Origin of the sequence: Shewanella sp. MBTL60-007, from assembly GCF_019654915.1 — a bacterium.
In the GTDB taxonomy this organism is placed as follows: domain Bacteria; phylum Pseudomonadota; class Gammaproteobacteria; order Enterobacterales; family Shewanellaceae; genus Shewanella.
Genome location: NZ_BPET01000031.1, coordinates 22,559 through 42,237 on the forward strand (window position 1 = coordinate 22,559; position 19,679 = coordinate 42,237).

21 protein-coding genes are annotated in these 19,679 nt (G+C 49.2%); 10 read left to right on the forward strand and 11 right to left on the reverse strand.

Annotation, left to right across the window (positions count from 1 at the left end; all coding sequences use genetic code 11):
* Positions 1-135: 135 nt before the first annotated feature.
* Positions 136-1,923 carry a DUF885 family protein gene (locus K5Q92_RS13075; RefSeq protein WP_220769443.1) on the forward strand — a complete coding sequence of 596 codons (1,788 nt, stop codon included), beginning with the start codon at positions 136-138 and terminating at the stop codon, positions 1,921-1,923.
* Between the two features lie 129 nt (positions 1,924-2,052).
* Entirely contained in the window at positions 2,053-3,024 is a 972-nt protein-coding gene (locus tag K5Q92_RS13080) for an alpha/beta fold hydrolase (protein ID WP_220769444.1), read from the forward strand.
* Between the two features lie 66 nt (positions 3,025-3,090).
* Here K5Q92_RS13080 and flhA read toward each other — a convergent pair whose 3' ends face one another.
* Genes flhA through K5Q92_RS13120 form a run of 8 tightly spaced genes read right to left on the reverse strand, consistent with a single transcriptional unit; the run spans position 3,091 to position 9,521 of the window.
* A complete protein-coding gene (flhA, locus tag K5Q92_RS13085; protein WP_220769445.1) occupies positions 3,091-5,172 on the reverse strand; it encodes a flagellar biosynthesis protein FlhA in 2,082 nt (693 codons plus the stop codon).
* Positions 5,173-5,187: 15 nt separating this feature from the next.
* Positions 5,188-6,321, reverse strand: coding sequence for a flagellar biosynthesis protein FlhB (gene flhB, locus K5Q92_RS13090; protein ID WP_220769446.1), 1,134 nt, complete (start codon positions 6,319-6,321; stop codon positions 5,188-5,190).
* The gene (gene fliR, locus K5Q92_RS13095; RefSeq protein ID WP_220769447.1) at positions 6,318-7,097 is read right to left on the reverse strand and encodes a flagellar biosynthetic protein FliR; all 780 of its coding nucleotides are present in this window, start codon (positions 7,095-7,097) and stop codon (positions 6,318-6,320) included. The genes flhB and fliR overlap by 4 nt, the downstream gene beginning before the upstream one ends.
* Before the next feature lie 11 nt (positions 7,098-7,108).
* Entirely contained in the window at positions 7,109-7,378 is a 270-nt protein-coding gene (gene fliQ, locus K5Q92_RS13100; RefSeq protein WP_202723511.1) for a flagellar biosynthesis protein FliQ, read from the reverse strand.
* A 3-nt stretch (positions 7,379-7,381) separates the two neighbouring features.
* Positions 7,382-7,567, reverse strand: a complete 186-nt coding sequence (locus K5Q92_RS13105; RefSeq protein ID WP_220769448.1) for a hypothetical protein — start codon at positions 7,565-7,567, stop codon at positions 7,382-7,384.
* On the reverse strand, positions 7,560-8,288 hold the full coding sequence (gene fliP, locus K5Q92_RS13110) for a flagellar type III secretion system pore protein FliP (RefSeq protein WP_220769449.1): 729 nt from the start codon (positions 8,286-8,288) through the stop codon (positions 7,560-7,562). The genes K5Q92_RS13105 and fliP overlap by 8 nt, the downstream gene beginning before the upstream one ends.
* A gap of 2 nt (positions 8,289-8,290) precedes the next feature.
* A complete protein-coding gene (gene fliN / locus K5Q92_RS13115) occupies positions 8,291-8,647 on the reverse strand; it encodes a flagellar motor switch protein FliN (protein ID WP_220769450.1) in 357 nt (118 codons plus the stop codon).
* Positions 8,640-9,521: a FliM/FliN family flagellar motor switch protein gene (locus K5Q92_RS13120; RefSeq protein WP_220769451.1), complete on the reverse strand. Its 882-nt coding sequence runs from the start codon at positions 9,519-9,521 to the stop codon at positions 8,640-8,642. Before K5Q92_RS13120 ends, fliN begins: the two co-directional genes overlap by 8 nt.
* Positions 9,522-10,062: 541 nt before the next feature.
* Here K5Q92_RS13120 and K5Q92_RS13125 point away from each other — a divergent pair.
* From K5Q92_RS13125 to K5Q92_RS13160, 8 genes are all read left to right on the forward strand, one after another.
* On the forward strand, positions 10,063-10,968 hold the full coding sequence (locus tag K5Q92_RS13125) for an OmpA family protein (RefSeq protein ID WP_220769452.1): 906 nt from the start codon (positions 10,063-10,065) through the stop codon (positions 10,966-10,968).
* Positions 10,965-12,269 carry a sigma-54-dependent Fis family transcriptional regulator gene (locus K5Q92_RS13130; RefSeq protein ID WP_220769453.1) on the forward strand — a complete coding sequence of 435 codons (1,305 nt, stop codon included), beginning with the start codon at positions 10,965-10,967 and terminating at the stop codon, positions 12,267-12,269. Before K5Q92_RS13125 ends, K5Q92_RS13130 begins: the two co-directional genes overlap by 4 nt.
* Before the next feature lie 29 nt (positions 12,270-12,298).
* Positions 12,299-12,634 carry a flagellar hook-basal body complex protein FliE gene (fliE, locus tag K5Q92_RS13135; protein ID WP_220769454.1) on the forward strand — a complete coding sequence of 112 codons (336 nt, stop codon included), beginning with the start codon at positions 12,299-12,301 and terminating at the stop codon, positions 12,632-12,634.
* Between the two features lie 76 nt (positions 12,635-12,710).
* On the forward strand, positions 12,711-14,423 hold the full coding sequence (gene fliF, locus K5Q92_RS13140) for a flagellar basal-body MS-ring/collar protein FliF (RefSeq protein ID WP_220769455.1): 1,713 nt from the start codon (positions 12,711-12,713) through the stop codon (positions 14,421-14,423).
* A gap of 72 nt (positions 14,424-14,495) precedes the next feature.
* Complete coding sequence (locus K5Q92_RS13145; protein ID WP_239892983.1) at positions 14,496-15,482, forward strand: flagellar motor switch protein FliG; 987 nt, start codon at positions 14,496-14,498, stop codon at positions 15,480-15,482.
* Positions 15,482-16,234 (forward strand): flagellar assembly protein FliH, encoded by a 753-nt coding sequence (fliH, locus tag K5Q92_RS13150; protein WP_220769457.1) that lies wholly within the window; start codon positions 15,482-15,484, stop codon positions 16,232-16,234. Before K5Q92_RS13145 ends, fliH begins: the two co-directional genes overlap by 1 nt.
* On the forward strand, positions 16,224-17,561 hold the full coding sequence (locus tag K5Q92_RS13155; RefSeq protein ID WP_220769458.1) for a FliI/YscN family ATPase: 1,338 nt from the start codon (positions 16,224-16,226) through the stop codon (positions 17,559-17,561). The genes fliH and K5Q92_RS13155 overlap by 11 nt, the downstream gene beginning before the upstream one ends.
* Positions 17,562-17,657: 96 nt before the next feature.
* Entirely contained in the window at positions 17,658-18,080 is a 423-nt protein-coding gene (locus tag K5Q92_RS13160) for a hypothetical protein (RefSeq protein ID WP_220769459.1), read from the forward strand.
* Here K5Q92_RS13160 and flgN read toward each other — a convergent pair.
* The 3 genes from flgN to flgA form a co-directional block, all read right to left on the reverse strand.
* Positions 18,077-18,526 carry a flagellar protein FlgN gene (gene flgN, locus K5Q92_RS13165; RefSeq protein WP_220769460.1) on the reverse strand — a complete coding sequence of 150 codons (450 nt, stop codon included), beginning with the start codon at positions 18,524-18,526 and terminating at the stop codon, positions 18,077-18,079. The genes K5Q92_RS13160 and flgN overlap by 4 nt on opposite strands.
* Positions 18,519-18,806 carry a flagellar biosynthesis anti-sigma factor FlgM gene (flgM, locus tag K5Q92_RS13170; protein ID WP_220769461.1) on the reverse strand — a complete coding sequence of 96 codons (288 nt, stop codon included), beginning with the start codon at positions 18,804-18,806 and terminating at the stop codon, positions 18,519-18,521. The genes flgN and flgM overlap by 8 nt, the downstream gene beginning before the upstream one ends.
* Positions 18,807-18,898: 92 nt before the next feature.
* Entirely contained in the window at positions 18,899-19,543 is a 645-nt protein-coding gene (gene flgA / locus K5Q92_RS13175) for a flagellar basal body P-ring formation chaperone FlgA (RefSeq protein ID WP_259649571.1), read from the reverse strand.
* Positions 19,544-19,679 lie beyond the last annotated feature (136 nt).

Here is a 19,679-nt window from a genome sequence, read left to right on the forward strand (position 1 = left end):
CCGCTCCCCTTTTCAGCAACAACCTTCATCTCAGATGGGTATCCTTTTGTCACATTTCGTTTAATTTTCATCCGTGACCTTTAGTTACCATAACGGTATATTCAAGCTGAAAATTACAACAATAATGGACAATTCATGCATAAGTACCTACTTCCCTCTGTGCTAATCTTAGGGCTCAGCGCCTGCCAAACAACCACATCAACGGCGCCGCAGCTAGGTGTTACCACCGAGCAAATCGCAACCAACACTCAACTGCAAACACTTATCGATGCAGCTTGGCAAGTATCCCTCGATGCCAGCCCAGGATTCGCCTATTCTCTCGGTGATAAAACGGCCGCAGGCAAGCTGCAAGACCTGTCGCCAACGGCACTCGCAGCGCTAAATCAACGTAAACTACTGCTACTCGAACAATTACAGAAAATCGATGTCAGTCGCTTAAATAAAGAGGATGCGATTAACGCCCAGATCTTGCGCGACCAGCTGCAAAATGATGTCGATCAGTACCACTACAAAGATCACTATATGCCCATCTCGGCCGAAGGAGGCTTTCACGCCTATATAGCCTCGATCGCCAAAGGGCGCTTTGCCAGCATCGAAGACTACCAAAACTACATCAAGCAGTTGCAAGCGCTGCCGACGTACTTCAATCAACAAACCTACTGGTTAAACCAAGGTCTAGCGACTGGTATCACCCCAGCTAAGGCCACACTTAAAGGGTTTGAAACCAGCATTACCGCCTTTATCGTGCCCGTAGAAGAGAGTGGCTATTTTAAACCTTTCACTCAATACCCATCGCATTTCAGTGACGCAGAGAAAGCGCAGCTAACCGAGCAAGGCCGTGCCTTAGTGCAAGACACGGTTTTGCCTCAATATCAGGCCTTCTTCGACTTTATCACCAAGGAATATATGCCCAATACCCGAGAGAGTATTGCGACCTACGACCTTCCCGATGGCAAAGCCTTTTATGAAAACCGCGTTCGCTACTACACCACATTGGATATGACCTCAGATGAAGTGCACCAGCTAGGCTTACAAGAAGTTAAGCGTATTCGTGGTGAGATGCAGCAGATCATCGAAGAGGTAGGATTCGAAGGCAGCTTCGCCGAGTTTCTACATTTTTTAAGAACCGATCCGCAGTTCTACCCAGAAACCGCAGAGGAACTACTAAAAGAGGCGGCCTATATCGCCAAGAAGGCCGATGCCATGCTACCTAAGTATTTCGGTAAGCTACCGCGTCAGCCTTATGGTATTGAACCCGTTCCTGCCGAAATTGCCCCCAAATACACCACAGGTCGTTACTCTGGCTCGAGTCGCGATGATGAAGCAGGCTATTACTGGGTTAACACCTATGCGCTCGATAAACGCCCACTATACGAGATGGAAGCATTAACCCTGCATGAAGCCGTACCCGGCCATCATCTGCAGATAGCACTCAACCAAGAGTTAACCGATCTACCTAACTTCCGCCGCTACAGCTATATTTCTGCGTTTGGCGAAGGCTGGGGACTCTACTCGGAATACCTTGGTTTAGAAGCTGGCTTCTACCAAGATCCATACAGTAACTTTGGTCGCCTCACCTACGAGATGTGGCGCGCAGCACGTTTAGTGGTCGATACGGGCATGCACGCCAAAGGTTGGTCTCGCCAGCAAGCAATCGACTTTATGGCGAGCAACACCGCGCTGTCTATGCATAACGTCACCACAGAGATTGATCGTTACATTAACTGGCCAGGACAAGCCTTGTCATACAAGATTGGTGAACTAACGATTAAACGTTTACGCGCTCAAGCCGAAGCCGAGCTTGGAGAGCACTTCGATATTCGCGCCTTCCATGACGCCATCTTAGCCAACGGCTCTGTACCAATGTCGGTGCTGGAGCAGCAGGTAAACGATTTCATTACCTCTCAGAAAGCCGCTATCTAATCAATAATACTGTCATCGAGTACACATTAAGGCCGCATTAGCGGCCTTTTTAATAGACTTATGTTTCGCTAGAGTCTGGCTGAACAAGTTTGCTACACTGCATCCAAGATCACTAAATAGAACCACTCCATGTCGATTGCTACTGAGCCCTATATGAACACCAATGCCGCTGTAAGCTTTTCATCAGAACATCACCTTAATAGTCCTGAGCAGAAAGTCTTCTGGCAGCAAGTAACGCAATCGAGCTTTAAGACTCGTGACGACATCACCCTAGCCTACGCCCGCATCACTCACCCAGAGAGTATCGGTACTATCGTTATTAGCAGTGGTCGGGTTGAGTCCTATCTGAAATATAAAGAACTGATGTTCGATCTCTATCAGCAAGGCTACAGCCTGTTTGCAATCGATCATCGTGGCCAAGGTTTATCGGCGCGTACAACCGCGAACCCGCATCAGGGGCATATCGATAAGTTCCAGCGATATGTCGATGACTTCGCCGAATTTGTCACTAAAGTCGTCAAGCCGCAGGCCCAAGAAAATTACTACTTAGTGGGCCACTCGATGGGGGGAGCTATCGGGACCCTGTATCTCAGCCAGTACCCAGCAACCTTTAAGGCTGCGGCGTTTTCGGCCCCCATGTATGGCATCAAACTGCCGCTTCCCAAAGTCTTTATCCGCGGCCTAGCCGCTTTGCTCGATAATGCTAAACAGCCCAACTATATATTGGGCGGTAAAGACTACCATGCGGATCCGTTCGATAAGAATGACCTCACCCACAGCAAGCTTCGCTATGAGGATTATCGCGAACTCTACCGCCAGCATCCAGAGCTACAACTAGGCTCACCCACCAACCATTGGTTAGTCGAGTCTATCGACGGTGCCGAGCAAGCTGTAAATGCCGCTCGAAATAGCGTTATCCCACTGCTTATCCTGCAAGCCGAAGAGGACACTATCGTCGATAATGCAGCACAAAACCGCGCCGTAAACGGTCTGTGTAAGCTGATAAAAATCCCTTACGCCCGTCATGAGATCTTCATGGAGCGCGATAAGCCACGCAATCTGGCCCTCAACGCATTGTGCAGCTTCTTAAAGTCGAGTTAACCGACTTGCAGGCAATAAAAAGGGATAGCTAGCTATCCCTTTTTGTATTCGACGACTTGTTTTCAACTAGCCTAACTGCCCCGCCACCATCAGCTCCCGCGTCTCGGGGATCTCATTGTAAGACAACACATGCAGACCGCGGGCAAATGCCAAGGCATAGCGCGCCAAAATCGGTCGCAGCTGCGGCGAGACCAACAACAGTGGACTATGGCCATGCTCCTTCGCCTGTGCTAACAGTTGCGGCATACGTTGCTGCAGTTGTGCCAATAGCTGCGGATCCACAGGGAAGCTATCGAGCGACCCCTTGCCCTGCTGCTGGGACTGATTCAAAGCCGACATCAAGGTTTGCTCAAGTTCAGGAGCCAAGGTCATCACATTAAGCTTAGGATCGGCCCCCACGATAGAGTGCAAGATAGAGTGGCGCAGGGCGCAGCGCACATCGGCTGCAAGCAGTACAGGATCTTTACTGTTTTCACTGCAATCGAGCAAAGTGGTGCCAATGGTGCGAATATCCTTTAGCGATACCTGCTCCTTAAGCAATAATCGATACACCTTGAGCTGCAAGATAGGGGTTAATGCGCTATTGAGTGACTCGGCCAGCTTAGGACTCTGTTTAGCGAGACGATCACTAAGCGCCAATACATCATCATGCTGCAGCATATCCGGAAGCGATTCACGAATGAGTTTACTCACATGGGTAGCGATAACCGTGGCGTTATCCACCACCGAATACCCCAGGTTCAGCGCCTTGGCCTTATGATCTTGCTCAATCCAGATAGCATCCATCTGGTAGGCAGGCTCTTTTGTGATCACCCCATCGATATCACCAAAAACTGGGCCACTCTTAATCGCCATCAGACGATCTGGCTCTAATTCTGCGGTCACCACTGGGTTACCCATCAAGTTAATCTGATACGCATTGGGAGCCAGCGACAGATTATCGCGCACCCTCACCTCAGACAGTAAGAAACCAGCCTGTTCAGATAGGGTTCGACGAATACCTGTTAATCGCTTTTGCAGCTCAGCCCCTTTGCTGCGCTCAACCAGATGCACCAAGCGGTAACCTAAACGCACCTCGATAAGATCGGTATAAGGTAAGGCGTCCCAGCTCGGCGCAGAAGGCTCACTAAAGCTGCTCTCCCTTAGCTCCTCGACCTTAGACTCGGTCACCTTAGGCTGAACCTGACTCTGCTTCCACGCAACAAATGCCAATAGCGCCGCAAATGACAAAAATACAAATGTCGGCATCCCCGGCACTATGCCCAAGATCAGCATCACCAATGCCGAGGTGATCAAAGTTTTTGGGTTGGCGAGTAGCTGCTGACGCAACTGCTCAGGCATCTCTTCAGCATCGGAAACCCGCGTGACGATAATCGCCGCCGCAGTCGCAAGTAATAGCGACGGGATCTGGGCCACTAGACCATCACCAATAGTCAGCAAAGCATAAGTCTTAAACGCTTCACCGGCACTCAAATCATGCATGAAGATACCGATCGCCAAACCACCCAACATGTTGATAGCTAGAATCAGTATACTGGCAATCGCATCACCACGGACAAATTTAGAGGCACCATCCATCGAACCATAGAAGTCGGCTTCGCGCGCAACCTCTTGGCGTCTCACTCTCGCCTGCTCTTGGGTCAACACTCCGGCATTTAAGTCGGCATCAATTGCCATCTGCTTACCGGGCAGCGCATCTAGGGTGAAACGTGCCGATACCTCAGATATTCGCTCGCCACCTTTAGTGATCACCACAAAGTTAATGATCATCAAGATAAGGAAGATCACCGCACCGACAACATAGTTACCGCCGATCACCACCTCACCAAAGGCTTGAATCACCTTACCTGCGGCATCCCCCCCTTCATGGCCCTCAATAAGTACCACACGGGTCGAGGCCACGTTCAAGGTTAAGCGTAGCAAGGTTGCGAGTAATAATACGGTTGGGAATACCGAAAACTCCAACGGTCTGCGGATCGATACCCCGACCAATAGCACCATCACGGCGAGCACTATGTTAAAAGTGAACAAAATATCTAATAGCCATGGCGGCAAAGGCAAGATAACCATAGCCAACACGGCAAGTAGCATGATTGGAATCCCGATATAGCCTGGGCTACCAGCAAAAGTACGCTTAAACCAGTTCATTAATGCAAATAACCTTTAATCATGTTGTAAATTTTTAGGAATATAGAAATGGGGCAAAGGATCAGGCTTCGCCTGCTGACCCTGACGCGCCGCTCTAAGCTGCATCACATAGGTGAGCACATGTGCGATGGCGACAAACAGACCCGAGGGGATCTGCTGCTCCACCTGAGTCGAATAGTAAATAGCGCGCGTTAGTGGCGGCAGCTCTAGCACCTCCACATCATTTCGTTTAGCGATGTCACGCATATAGAGCGCCAACTCATCGGTGCCTTTCGCTATCACGTAGGGGGCATCCGCCTTATTCATGTCATATTTTAGTGCCACCGCATAGTGACTAGGGTTCACCAGTAGCACATCAGCCTTAGGCACTGAGACGTCGGCCCTAGATCGACTAATACGTTGTTGCATCTGGCGGATTTTCGCCTTCACTTCAGGTTTACCGTCCTGCTGCTTATGTTCGTCTTTCACCTCTTGCAGCGACATTCTCAGTTCCTTATGGTGATGCCAATACTGGTAAGGTACATCGATAAAGGTGATCAGCAGCAAGCCTAGGCCCAGATAGAGCATCGCCAAGCTCAGCATATCGATGCCACGCATAACCGCTTCATCGATTGGCAGCTGACTAACCGCCATCAATGCTTGAAAGTTTTTCTGTAGAAAAAGCAGCATGATGCCTACTAGAAGCACGATCTTAAGAATCGATTTAACCAGCTCTACTAGTGACTTTACGGACGCCATTCTGCCGAGCCCGGCAATAGGGTCGATACGACTATATTTAAAGCCTGCGTTTTTAAAGTTAAACACCGGGCCGCCAGGCATGGCCCCGGCAATGATGGCTATCAACGCGACCGTTATAATGAGAGGTCCTAGAATATTCAGCACTTCCAGTAGAGACTGCGCCAGATGACGAGTCATCATCCCCGGCTCATCTAGCTGTGCCTTGGTAAATAACATATTGGTCCTTGTCAGCGCTGCGACTTTAGCTGAGATCCAATCAGCCATAGTAGTCAGCAACACCGAGCAGCCAATAATTAGCGCCGAGGCAGCCAAGTCTTTCGAGCGTGGTACTTGCCCTTGCTCTCTTGCCTTCTTTAATTTTTGCGGGGTCGCTTTTTCGGTTTTACTCTGCCCCGAATCCTTATTACTCACGTTGCACCACCGATAAACTGATACATAGCGCTTAAGGCATCTAAACAGAGGTCGCTATAACGAGTCGGCAAACCGCTAAAAGAGAAAAATACACACAGCAGACCCATCAGCATCGACATAGGAAAGCCCAAGGCGAAAACGTTTAACGATGGTGCCGAGCGACTCAGTACACCGAAGGTGATGTTAACCACGAGCATGGCGAGAATTGCGGGCAGAGCCAGCATAAAGGAGGCCGCAAAAATCCAAGAGAGTCGGCCGATAAGCCCCATCAAGGGCAGATCAAATATTCCCATTCCTATGGGCCATAACCTAAAACTGTCCACTAAGATCCCAATCGCGACCAAGTGACCGTCTAACGCCAGAAACAGCAGGGTTCCGTAGAGCATAAACCACAATCCTAACAGCGGGTTAGCCCCACCACTAGAGGGGTCATTCATCACTGCCATCGACAAACCCATCTGCATCGACATCATGGCACCTAACATGGTCATCACATGGATCATTATCGACAGGAAGAGCGCCAACATAAAACCGATCAATAGCTGCTCTACGGCCAAGATCAGCGCATTAAACGAGATAGCATCGACTTCGGGAAATGGCGGCAGTATCGGCGCAATTAGAACCGATATACAGATGGCCAACAGGATACGTACGGTGGCAGGGATATAATTGTTCCCCAGAAAAGGCATCACCATAAAAGCCCCCATTATGCGGCAAAATGGCCACCAGAAAGTGCCGATAAAAGTGCTAATTTGGACTGAGGTAAGCGATAACAAGCTACTGTTCCTCAACCAATAATATGGGGGATATTCATAAACAAACGATTAAAGAAGTCGCCGATCTGCTGCAGCAACCATTCACCAGCAAAAACCACCATCAAGAGTGTCAAAATGAGTCGCGGTAAAAAACTCAATGTCTGTTCGTTCACCTGAGTGGCCGCCTGAAATACCGCGATCAGCAGGCCGACCAAGAGTCCAGGAACCACCAAGACTCCAACCATGGCAACCACGAGGAAAATAGCCTCGGAAAACATTGAGGTAAGTTCATTGACGTCCATAGACTACGCCCTTGCCCCCGTAAGTATCGAGATAACCGTCGGCCAGTCATTGAGGATCACTAACGCCGTCATCAACAGACCAAGAAAAAGGTAAATTAGATCCCAAACGGATAACTCATCGCTTTGGTTTGTCACCATCAAGGCACTCTCCTGTCCAGCAAACGGTTGCTCCTTAGTTCGTCTAACCATAACTGGCCACCAAGGTACTCACGGTCATCGACCAACCATCGACCAATACAAACACCATCAGTTTAAATGGCAAAGAGATAATCAGTGGCGACAGCATCATCATACCCATGGACATCAACACGCTCGCGACCACTAGATCGATCACCAAAAAAGGTAGGAAAAGTAGGAAACCTATCTGAAATGCGGTCTTTAACTCACTCAATACGAAGGCAGGCATTAGCACAAAGAAAGGGATCTCATCGGCGGTTAAGGTGATCGGCTCATCGGCAATCTTGAGCATCTGCTCCAGATCCGTCTCTCGAGTCTGCGCCAACATAAATTTGCGTAGCGGCACCTCACCTCGAGCAACGGCTTCCGTTAACTCTATCTGCCCCATATCGTAGGGGAGAAAAGCATCGTCATAGATAGCTTGCCCGACAGGGCGCATAATAAAAATGGTCATCACCAAGGCGATGCCTATCAATACTTTATTGGGTGGGCTTTGCTGCAAACCTAAGGCTTGACGCAAAATAGCCAAAACCACTATCACCCGAGTGAAGCTGGTTAACATCATTAGTAAGGCAGGCAAAAAGCTTAGCACCGTCATCAAGGCTAAGATTTCCAGTTTAACGTTCACCGCCTGAGTCTTATCACCGTCAGCCAGAGAAAACAGCGTTAAGCCATCACTCGCATAAGCCGTCGATGAAACGCTCAGCAATAGCACCAGCAACACTCGCCACATAGTTAGTCAACGGCTCCAGTTAAGCTGGTAGCTTCCACTTCGAGTAAACGCACACCATAACGACCGTTGACTTCTACCACTTCTCCGCGACCAAGCAATGCACCATTCACACGAATATCGAGTGGCTCACCGACCATACGGTCCAGCGCGACCACATCACCCTCTCCCATCTGTGCCAACTCACCAAGCGACATCTCAACACTGGCGAGCTCTAGAGTCACATGTACCGGAAGCTGATGGAAAAACGACATATCCTTTACAGGCTTCGCCTGAACCTTAGGCACACTAACAGGCTCTTCAGCAAAGAATTCGTCATCTAATAAAAAATCTTCATCTTGTAAAATATTATGTTCAGCCATTGGATTTTTCCTCCATTTGAAAGGCTTCTTGAGTCAATTTGGCCACCATCTGCCCCTCATGGGTATGAACTGTGGCGTAAAAAAGTGGTCGTTTTCCGACGGTAACGGGACAGCGAGAGTGTAGGTTCATCGGCAAAATATCACCGACGACCAAGCTCTGAAGCGAGGTAACTGGCATACTCTGATGCCCAAGCTCCAATAATGTTCTAAGTGGGATCTGTTTAAGTCGACCCGCTAACTTCTCGGCTAAAGCTGGATCGGCTTGATACTGGCTAGGCTGCTCAGCCATCAGCTCTAATAAATGTTCCGCCATATAGAAGCAAAGAGCAGGACCACAGTGAGCCGCAGGAAAGCTCAACTCACAACAGACTGGAGCCTTGATAGGTGCGCAGTTCATCACCAACTCCAACTCCAATTTGTCTTCATCGATATAGGTGATCGGAAATGTTTTAATCACGGCCATCATCAAGCGCTTAACCAAACGAAACTCAGACTGGCTCGGTGCTCTTAAGGGAGATTGCAATGCGCTGGAGCAACTCCCGTAATAACCACTGGCGAGTTGGTCTAATGTACACTTATCGATTCGCCACCAACCTAACTCGACGCGGTTATAGCTCAGTAAAAACCAGGCATGATGTAGTTGAGGGGTGACAGGCTGAGTCTTCGCCGCCAACGATACTTTTGACAGCGCAAAGTGTCCTTGACGAGTAATTGGCGTCAGTAACTCATTAACAGCATCTATCATTGGTCGCTGACATGACTCTAATTGCATCAATAACCGGCTTCGAGCCAACTTCTCTTTTATCAAGACTACAGGCCGAACTTCTATCCCTTGGCTAGATTTAATTAGATTGGCTTTAGCAGTTGTTTTCATCCTAAATCTCACAATAAAAATCCGTCAAATAACCGACATCAAATTTAAAAAAGCTATTTAAATGACAGCCGACAAAATAATGACTAAATAAATAAGCTGTGTAACACAAATAACAAAAAACATTATTAGAAAGAAAGTAAGGTTGTAGCAAAAATAAAAACTGTCGCGAACAAAAAATAAACCACCTATAAAGCGACAATATTTTAGAAAACTTTAATTTATTTTTAAACTTTCTCGACAAATAACAGCAAACCAAGCAAAAACAACAGTATGCGACATCAAGCGAATTACACCCCGAATCAAAAACACTCTATTTCGTATTAAAAACGAACAGCTGATGTTCTACAGGTAATAATCGCAAGCTTACATCACATCAAATACAAATACACTCAACTTTAGAATAAGTTTTAAAAACTTGATGGGAACATAAAATAAAAATAAAAAGTTTTACATGCTTTAATATTAAGTGTTTAATTGGCAACCTTAAAAACAAAACTAAAGTAATAAAGTTCCAGTCTCTACATTTAAGGGTTATGAACAATTGAAACTGTCAGTTTATATATTAATCTGTTTATTTTTTATTTGTATAAACATCACAAATAGCGCTCAGGCGACTCCAGTTAAGTATCAAACTCCCTTTGAGAAAGCCCAATGGCAATTTTCAGGAGACGAGTTTGGCTGTGAGATTACCCATAGAGTAGAGAGTTTCGGCACATTACAACTCAACGCGAACCCAGGCGAACCTCTCGCGCTGAGCCTTGAAGCCGACTGGCTAAATTTAAATAACACCCAAAGTCAGGCCTCGGTGGTCTCTGCAGCTTGGCAAGATACGTCACGCCAACCTATCGCAACCACATCGCTAAACTGGTTTGGCTCACAGGCGATAAGCCAACAAAATACCGCCCCATTTTTAGAAGCACTTGAGCAGGGGCACACGTGGCAAGTCGCGGTCACCAGCACAGACAATAGCCAATACTTAATTAATGCTAGCCCAGTTTCCACCCGTGCAGTAGCCAATCAATTTAGGCTCTGTCGTCAACACTTGTTACCTAAGCCATTCACCTATGTTCGTCGCCTAGAGCTGATGTTCGCTCCAAATTCAAGCCTAATAAGTGCTACTCACGAACAAGATCTGCAGGCGGTTTATCGCTATATTCAAGCCGACCCTAGCATTGTGGAAGTACTGATCGATGGCCATGCGGATGCATCAGGGGATCATCTCGCCAACTTAGTGCTCAGTAAAGAACGTGCCGATGAAGTGCTTTCAAGGCTGATAGAACTAGGGGTATCTCCAAAGATGATCCAGACCCGACATCACGGTACCCGCGCTCCAGTAGCCAGCAATAACAACACAGAGGGGAGAGAGCTTAATCGTCGAGTCACCTTGCGCTTAGTAAAGTCTGCCTCTCAGTCCTCTACCGCATCGGCATTAGGAGCAAGCAAATGAATCACACAAGTTTAAGATTCGTCGATGCTGAACTGCCGCAATCAAGTCTAGATAAGCTATCTCAGCAAGGCTTTACTCTGTGGCAGAACGATGACACAGTGCCTTGGCTTAGCCTTATCAACCTTTCTCGCAGCGCGAGCCAAGATGTTGCCGCAAAACTTCGTCAATCCCCAGGCAAACATCAAGTCGCCCTGCTCGATCCTGAGCAAACCGAACTAGCCAGTATTGCAATGCAATGCGGTGTTCAAGATTATCTATTACTGCCGATCGAAGAAGCGCAATTATGCTCATTGCTACAAAGGCTACGTAGATTAGAGCTCCCCAATAACGAACTTATTTGTGCCGCCCCTGTTAGCCGTCAGCTGCTAATGCTGGCACACCGCGCCGCCAACACAGAAGCAACCGTACTTCTAACTGGCGAAAGCGGCACGGGTAAAGAGCCTTTGGCGCGCTATATTCACCGCCACTCGAATCGTGCAGAGCAACCTTTTATCGCGATCAACTGCGCCGCCATTCCCGAAAGTATTTTAGAGTCGATTCTATTCGGCCATGTTAAAGGGGCTTTTACTGGAGCCACTACCGATCAACCCGGTAAATTTGAACTCGCCAACGGTGGAACCCTGCTGCTCGACGAGATCGGTGAGATGCCACAACTGCTGCAGGCAAAACTGCTACGAGTTCTGCAAGAACGAGAAGTTGAGCGTCTAGGTGGACACAAGTCTATCGCGCTCGATATCCGCGTCATTGCTGCCACCAATAAAGATCTGCGCCAAGCGGTACAAGACGGTGAGTTTAGAGAAGATCTCTTCTATCGCTTAGATGTGTTACCGATCAAGATCTTGCCTCTGCGTCAGCGAAAAGAAGACATCTTGCCCATCGCCGAGCACTTCTTACAGCGCTACAAAATCCTCGCAGCCAACCAGCAGTGCTACTTCAGCGAACAGGCTCGTAGCCTACTCATGAGCCACGACTGGCCAGGTAACGTGCGTGAATTAGAGAATACTATTCAGCGTGCCTTAGTGATGCGCCGCGGCCAAGCACTACAGGCCGAAGAACTGGGGCTAGTGAATCAAGATGGCTGCGCGCTAGTCGAGCAAAGTGAATTAGGACTTAAGGCGTCGAAGCGTCAGGCTGAATTCCAGTACATTATCGACACCCTGAAACGTCATAACGGTCATCGTAACAATACCGCCCAAGCGCTAGGCATGACAACGAGAGCCCTCAGATACAAGCTGGTGCAGATGCGTGAAGAAGGCATAGATATTGAGCAGATCCTGTCGCAATCAGGTCACGCTGCATAGTCGGCCTTCAAAATAAATAAGGAACAGATATGTCAAATGCCAACATCAATGCCAGCGCTATGATGCAACAACTCAGTATTCACTCAGAGATGGCCAAAGGTGGAATTAAAGTCGGCCCAAATCCTAAGGATTTTGGCGTTCAACCGGCTTCATTCACCGAGTTAATGAAGCAAAAAGTAGCCTCTATCAACGCAGACCAAAACGCATCATCGGCCTTAGTGAGTGCCGTCGACAGTGGTCAGAGTGATGATCTCGTTGGTGCCATGGTTGCCTCACAAAAGGCCAGCCTAGCATTTTCAGCCATGCTGCAGATCCGTAACCGCCTAGTACAAGCATTTGACGATGTCATGAAGATGCCGATCTAACCCCTACAACTGTCTATAACTATTGCAATAACGCCCAAAAACTTAATCAGCCTTTTTGAGCAAGGATAACAAAAGCATGTCAACCACATTGACTCAAACCAGCCCTGCCATGACAGATGTAAATGGCAAGAATGAACGTCTAAACTCGTTGAAGCAGAAATGGCAGCAGTTCAGTCGAGGAGACCGACATGCGGCGACTCTCGCCATTCTCGCGATCGTCGCAGCCTGCGTAATCGTGTTGATGCTTTGGAGCACTGGCCAAGGTTATAGCCCCTTATATGGTAATCAAGAGAACGTCGACACATCCCACATCATTGAAGTACTCGAAGCCGAGGGGATCAGCTATCGTCTCGACCCAACCTCAGGTTTAGTACTTGTTCCTGAAGATAAGCTCGGCAATGCACGCATGCTTCTCGCCGCTCGCGGCGTTAAGGCCAAAGTGCCTTCGGGTATGGAGTCTCTCGACGCATCAACTATCGGCACCAGCCAATTTATGGAGCAAGCTAAGTACCGTTATAGCTTAGAAGGTGAACTATCACGCACCATCATGGCACTAAAAGCAGTGAGAACCGCGCGAGTACACTTAGCCATCCCGAAGAAAACCCTATTTATCCGTCAACAACCTGAACTGCCTTCGGCCTCTGTAATGCTAGATCTCTATGCGGGGCAGCACCTGCAGCCACAGCAGATCACCTCTATCGCTAACTTAGTAGCGGGCAGCGTGACAGGTATGACGCCTGAGCGAGTACAAATTGTTGACCAAGAGGGCAATCACCTAAGCTCTGAGATCAATGCTAGTCAAGATATGAGCCAGTCACGTGACAAGCAGATAAAGTATACCCAAGAGCTAGAGCAAAGCCTTATTAGCCGCGCCTCAAGTATGCTGTTACCTATCCTAGGTAGGGATAACTTCCAAGTACAAGTCGCTGCGATGGTTAACTTTAATCAGGTGGAAGAGACGCGTGAGTCAGTGGATCCACAAACTGTTGTCAGCCAAGAGAAGCAAAGCACCAATCAGACCAGCGGTGATATGGCGCTTGGGATCCCAGGTGCTTTAAGCAACCAGCCACCGACAGCTGATCCTGCAGCAAATAACAGCAGCACTAACCTTAATCAGCAAGAGAGCCGTCAATTTGAAGTGGGTCGCTCAGTCACTCACACCCGCTATCAGCAGATGCAGCTAGAGAACCTATCAATCTCTGTGCTACTCAATAGCCAAGCGGCAGGCGAAAACGGCTGGACTCAACCGCAACTCGACCAGATGAGTAGCATGGTTCAGGATGCTATCGGTTATAGCGCCGCGCGTGGCGACCAATTTAGTATCAGTAGCTTTAATTTCGCCCCAGTAAAAGTGGTTGAGTTCGAACCGCTACCTTGGTGGCAGGGTGAAAGTTATCAAGCCTACCTACGTTACTTTATCGGTGCCATTTTAGGCCTAGGCATGATCTTCTTTGTACTGCGTCCTCTAGTCCAGCATCTGACACGCACCGTTGAATACAACATCAAGGACAGCGACTCGACCAATACCACGCCATTAATGCCGCCGCCAGAGGCAGCAGCGCTTACTGATTCGGCACAGCAGCAAGTGGATAATATACTGGCAGTCGAAAATGCCACCACAGATACTAGTTGGAGCAGCAACCTAAGCCTACCCGCTCCAGGCTCGCCGCTAACGGTTCAGATGGAGCACCTAAGTTTACTTGCTAACCAAGAACCAGCACGAGTCGCCGAGGTGATCTCTCACTGGATAAGTGACCGAGATAATGAGCAGAACGCTCAACAAGCCTAATGAAACCAAATGCATTCAGCGTTATATAGATAGGTAACCCAAACAGTGAATAACAGTGAACTCACAATTAAGATGGACAACCTAGAGCAAGCCGCCATGCTACTGCTTAGCATGGGAGAAAAAGGGGCTGCTCAGGTGATGGCCCATTTAGATCGCAACGATGTGCAGCACCTCAGCCACAAGATGGCGCGTCTATCTAGCATCACCCAGCATGAAGCTGAGGCCGTGCTCGGCCGCTTCTTCAAGCGTTACCAAGAGCAATCGGGTATCGCTCGCGCCTCACGAACCTATTTACAAAAAACGTTAGATCTTGCCCTAGGAGACAGGGTCGCTAAGAGCCTAATCGACAGCATCTATGGCGATGAAATAAAAATCCTCGTTAAGCGCCTCGAGTGGGTCGATCCACAACTACTCGCTCGCGAGATCGCCAACGAGCACAGCCAACTACAAGCCGTGCTATTAGGCCTATTGCCACCAGAGAGCGCCGCTCAAGTACTACAGAGCCTGCCGGCCAGCGGCCAAGACGAAGTGCTAGTGCGCATTGCCCAGCTCGGAGATTTAGACCGTGAAGTGGTCGATGAACTCAAGCAACTCGTCGAGCGTTGCATGCTAATTGCGATGGAAAAGAGCCACACCCAGATCAGCGGTGTTCGCCAAGTTGCCGACATCCTCAATCGCTTCGAAGGCGACAGAGAGCAGCTGATGGAGATGCTAAAACTGCATGATAAGCAGCTAGCCAACAATGTCGCCGACAACATGTTCGACTTCATCATCCTAGGCCGCCAAAAGCCAGAGACACTACGAGATATCATGGCTGCCGTACCTGCCGATGTATTGGCACTGGCGTTAAAAGGTATCGACAACGAACTTAAGATGACACTGCTCGGTGCGCTACCAAAGCGCATGTCTTCGGCAATCGAAACTCAGGTCGAAGCCATAGGCACAGTGCCATTGAGTCAGGCCATTGCCGCCCGTAAAGAGATCATGGAGCTAGCTAAGCAGATGATGGATGACGGAGAGATTGAACTGCAGTTATTTGAAGAGCAGGTAGTAGAATAATGAGCCAACGACTCAATAATACCGATCCACGCTGGCGCCTTGTGGGTCAACACCCTCGCCGTCACCGCTTCTCACCGTTAGTCGCGCCACAAACCGATGACAACTCCGAGGGATCAAACTGGCAAGACTTCCAGCAAGCCTTCGACAAGGGTTACGATGAAGGCGTTCAGAAAGGACATCAAGCGGGTTTTAGCTCCGGCGAAGAGGAAGGACGTCAATCGGGTTATGCCGCAGGCTTTAATCAAGGGCGCATCGAGGGGCAACAGAAAGGCAAAGACAATATCGACGAGCAGCTCAATAGCATTATTGCACCCTTAGGTGCATTAAAGTCACTGCTCGAAGAGGGCCATAATCAGCAGATTTTGCAACAGCAGTCGCTGATCCTTGATCTAGTGCGCCGGGTCTCGTTACAGGTTATCCGCTGCGAGCTGACTCTACAGCCGCAGCAGATCTTAAATTTAATTGAAGAGACTCTGGCCGCTCTGCCAGATGATCCGACTCAAGTTAAGATCCACCTTGAACCGAGCGCAGTAGACAAGCTTAAAGAACTAGCGGCCGATAAGATCCACTCTTGGACTTTAGTGGCTGACGCTAGCATCAGTGCTGGCGGCTGCAGAATTGTTAGCGAAACCTCCGATGCCGATGCGTCGGTCGAGACTCGTCTCAACCGCTGCATGGCCCAGATTGAAGCCCACCTGCAAGACTCCTCACCAGCAGACAGCGTAACAAACGAGGCAGACGTTGAAGCTTAATGCCGATATCTTGGATTGGCCGAAAGTCCCCGTTGCCCAAGTTTATGGCCGTTTAACTCGCGTTAACGGCCTACTGCTTGAGGCGGTGGGCTGCCAATTGGGCACAGGCGATCGCTGCTATGTTGAGTGCCGTGATAACCATTTAGTCGAAGCCGAAGTCGTCGGCTTCTACAAAGATACCCTCTGTCTGATGCCAATCGAGCCGACCAACGGTTTAATGCCTGGTGCGCGAGTGATGCCCATCGAAGGGCGCTGCCAAATACCGACGGGACTCGGCCTACTCGGGCGAGTACTCGACGGCTTAGGTCAACCATTGGACGACCTCGGCAGTATCAAACATATTCCCCATGTGCCACTGCAATTTAAGAGCACGAACCCACTATTACGTAAGCCGATCCGCGAGCCATTAGATGTGGGAATTCGCGCCATCAACGCCCTACTTCCCGTCGGCCGTGGTCAACGTCTCGGCCTGTTCGCGGGCTCAGGTGTGGGTAAGAGTGTGCTACTCGGCATGATGACCCGTTTTACCGAAGCTGACGTAGTCGTTGTTGGGCTCATTGGTGAGCGTGGCCGAGAAGTCAGAGAGTTTATCGAAGAGTCCTTGGGGGAAGAGGGGCGCAAGCGCGCCGTAGTGGTTGCCGCACCCGCCGACACCACGCCACTTATGCGCATGCGCGCTATGCGCCTATGCCATCATATTGCCGCTGCCTACCGTGATCAGGGTAAGCAAGTATTACTTCTGGTGGATTCGCTGACTCGCTATGCGCAAGCTCAACGGGAAATCGCCTTGAGTTTAGGTGAGCCGCCGGCCACCAAAGGCTACCCGCCTTCGGCATTCGCCCAACTGCCTAGCCTAGTGGAGATGGCCGGTAACAGCCAACATCCAACGGGTACCCTCACTGCCTTTTATACGGTATTAACCGAGGGTGATGATCAGCAAGATCCGATTGCCGACTCGGCAAGAGCGATTCTCGATGGCCATATTGTGCTTAACCGCAAACTGGCCGAACAGGGGCACTTTCCAGCCATCGATATTGGCGCCTCCGTCAGCCGCCTCGCCACACAGGTTGCCAGCGAAAGCAGCCTAAAACAGGGGCAGTGGTTCCGCCACCTCAATAGTCGCTATAACGAGGTCAAAGAGCTATTGCCACTAGGCGGCTATCAAGTTGGTCATGATGCAGAGATGGACATGGCTGTGAGTAGCTATCCACAGATGGCAGCGTTCTTGCGCCAAGCAACCCATACACAAGCCGACCTCAAGCAGAGCCTTAGCGCCCTAGAGCAGCTGGTCAGCCAGATGGGCTTCACCCTTAACGAGCCACGATAAACGCAATAGCAGCAAGCAGAGCTGTAGTTATTAAGATGATGTCTGCGAAAAAGCAGCTTAAGTCACTATTTAGGTTATCCCGGTGGGAAATACAAGATGAAGCAATTACTCAGGTTATGTCAGCAGGAAGAGAAAAAACTTAGCCAACTTGGGCAGCAGCGTAATGCCGCCCAGAGTAAGATTGATACCATAGAGCAGCAAAAGCTTCAGCTCGGGCAGATGGTAACCGATTACACCCAGATAAACCTCACCAATGCCTCTGCAATGATGTTGCAAAATAGCGCGCAGATGATCCAAGTCATCGAGCCGATGATAAAGCAACTGACCCGCAAACAGCTGCTGCTACAACAGGAGCAGCAGAGAATGCATCAACTTTGGCATAAACAGTTGGGTCGTCAGCAAGGTATACAGTGGTTATATAAAGAAAGACTAGAGCAGCAACATCAGTTACAGCAGAAGCAGGAACAGAAACAGTTAGATGATCTAGCCGCGCGCTACGCGACAGCAACTAGAGCCTAACGCATTTCACCATAATCGATATGGCTATCACCACCTCGATTAAGCAGCTGATTAATCACCTCTTGCTGTGCCACCAGCAACTTACCGTTGGCCTCATTAACCTGCTGGCTCTCTTTCACCAACAACAGCAAGTTTTGCCAGAGAATTGAAACTTGGCTCGCCGATGATTGCGGAAGCCTAGCAATTAATGCATCCATACCACTGGCATCACCAGTAAAACCGAGCGCCAGCAACATTCTGCGGCGCTCGCCAGCTTTGTGCATCAGGCTGTCACACAGACTCGATTGGTGTTCGTTATGATGTTTAAGGCCACCGTTGTCACGACGTTGCATCAACTCTCGCTGACGCTTCAACAAGCTTTTAAGTTGCTTATAGCCCTCAATATCCTGACGGATCCCGCGCACTATGCCCTGCACTAACTCACGCTTGCTCACTGGCTCAGCCATGCTGTTGCACCATGGCATCGGTTAACTTCTCGAGATCGAGATCGAAACTACCGTCGATCAGCGACTGGCGGATTTCCGCGACTTTAGCCAAATCAAAGTCAGGCAACTGCTCTAATCGCTGCTGACTATACTCAATCAATCGGCAGTCTTCACTGACCTCCTGTTGAGGTTTTATCGCCGTAGTAACGGGAGTTTCTAAAGGCTGAACGGCGCTATGCGTCTTACTCTTGCTCGTGCCCATTTCAGCATTTATCGTGCTGTTTATTTTGTTTATTTCCATAATGGCTGCCTCAATTTCGTTACTAAAAGTAAAGCGACTCCATTAGGGCCATTCTGAAATAGCGCCGCAATTTATTTAATATCAATAAGCGACTAAAACTGCGTTGCCACCCGCCCCTTAGCGATTGGATAGGCGATAATCACTTTGCCAGAGCTAAGGTTTCTCACCCGGATCCCTTTACCCTCACCGCCACCTTCGAGGGCTTCTCCCGGCATATTGGCGTAAAAGCCATTACTGCGAGCCTCAATAATGACCCTGTCACCAATATTCACCCATTGAGGCGAACTCAGTTGCACCGCTCTAATCGGTTGATAACGCCGTACTTTGCGCACCACTTGATGACCAACTATCTCATCGAGTGTGGTTACTAAGTCTCGATCCGATGTCCCAAGTTTTATCACTTTCCAGTCGAGATCTGCAGCTAGGATATGCTCCCCACGCTTGAGTACTCGGTTAGCCACAGGAATTTTAACGCTCACGCCAACCTTAGCTCGAACGAAGAGGCTCCAGCCTAGTGGCTCACAATTCACCTTGCGTTGCACGTTGCCTAATGGGATCCCTGAGCCGGCATCTATGCTCACCGCAGCGGGGCAAAGCGCTAGTCTTTTCGCCCCCGATGGCACCTTGATCTCTATCTTAGATTCCAGCTGAGACAAAGCCGCTTGCTGGCGCCACAGCTCCAGTTCCTTCGTCAGTAATTGTGTCAACGCGCTATCAATCTGCTCCACCGTTTTCATCGAATCCTGCGCCAAACTCAACTGCGGAAGTAAACAGGAAACAGCGATGAGGAAGCAGGAAACACAGGTTCCGATCTTGCGCCCCAAAAACAGGTAAACCATTGATAAACCTCAATTAAGATTATTGGCACACTAA

Bases quoted from the DNA above. Each gene is read 5' to 3' on its own strand.
- K5Q92_RS13105 (WP_220769448.1), bottom strand. From the start codon at position 7,567: ATGGTTAGACGAACTAAGGAGCAACCGTTTGCTGGACAGGAGAGTGCC.
- fliH (WP_220769457.1), top strand. From the start codon at position 15,482: ATGAGCCAACGACTCAATAATACCGATCCACGCTGGCGCCTTGTGGGT.
- fliN (WP_220769450.1), bottom strand. From the start codon at position 8,647: ATGGCTGAACATAATATTTTACAAGATGAAGATTTTTTATTAGATGAC.
- fliP (WP_220769449.1), bottom strand. From the start codon at position 8,288: ATGTGGCGAGTGTTGCTGGTGCTATTGCTGAGCGTTTCATCGACGGCT.
- K5Q92_RS13120 (WP_220769451.1), bottom strand. From the start codon at position 9,521: ATGAAAACAACTGCTAAAGCCAATCTAATTAAATCTAGCCAAGGGATA.
- K5Q92_RS13075 (WP_220769443.1), top strand. From the start codon at position 136: ATGCATAAGTACCTACTTCCCTCTGTGCTAATCTTAGGGCTCAGCGCC.
- flhA (WP_220769445.1), bottom strand. From the start codon at position 5,172: ATGAACTGGTTTAAGCGTACTTTTGCTGGTAGCCCAGGCTATATCGGG.
- flgN (WP_220769460.1), bottom strand. From the start codon at position 18,526: ATGGCTGAGCCAGTGAGCAAGCGTGAGTTAGTGCAGGGCATAGTGCGC.
- fliF (WP_220769455.1), top strand. From the start codon at position 12,711: ATGTCAACCACATTGACTCAAACCAGCCCTGCCATGACAGATGTAAAT.
- K5Q92_RS13145 (WP_239892983.1), top strand. From the start codon at position 14,496: ATGGACAACCTAGAGCAAGCCGCCATGCTACTGCTTAGCATGGGAGAA.
- fliQ (WP_202723511.1), bottom strand. From the start codon at position 7,378: ATGGACGTCAATGAACTTACCTCAATGTTTTCCGAGGCTATTTTCCTC.
- flgM (WP_220769461.1), bottom strand. From the start codon at position 18,806: ATGGAAATAAACAAAATAAACAGCACGATAAATGCTGAAATGGGCACG.
- K5Q92_RS13080 (WP_220769444.1), top strand. From the start codon at position 2,053: ATGTCGATTGCTACTGAGCCCTATATGAACACCAATGCCGCTGTAAGC.
- fliE (WP_220769454.1), top strand. From the start codon at position 12,299: ATGTCAAATGCCAACATCAATGCCAGCGCTATGATGCAACAACTCAGT.
- flgA (WP_259649571.1), bottom strand. From the start codon at position 19,543: ATGAAAACGGTGGAGCAGATTGATAGCGCGTTGACACAATTACTGACG.
- K5Q92_RS13160 (WP_220769459.1), top strand. From the start codon at position 17,658: ATGAAGCAATTACTCAGGTTATGTCAGCAGGAAGAGAAAAAACTTAGC.
- K5Q92_RS13130 (WP_220769453.1), top strand. From the start codon at position 10,965: ATGAATCACACAAGTTTAAGATTCGTCGATGCTGAACTGCCGCAATCA.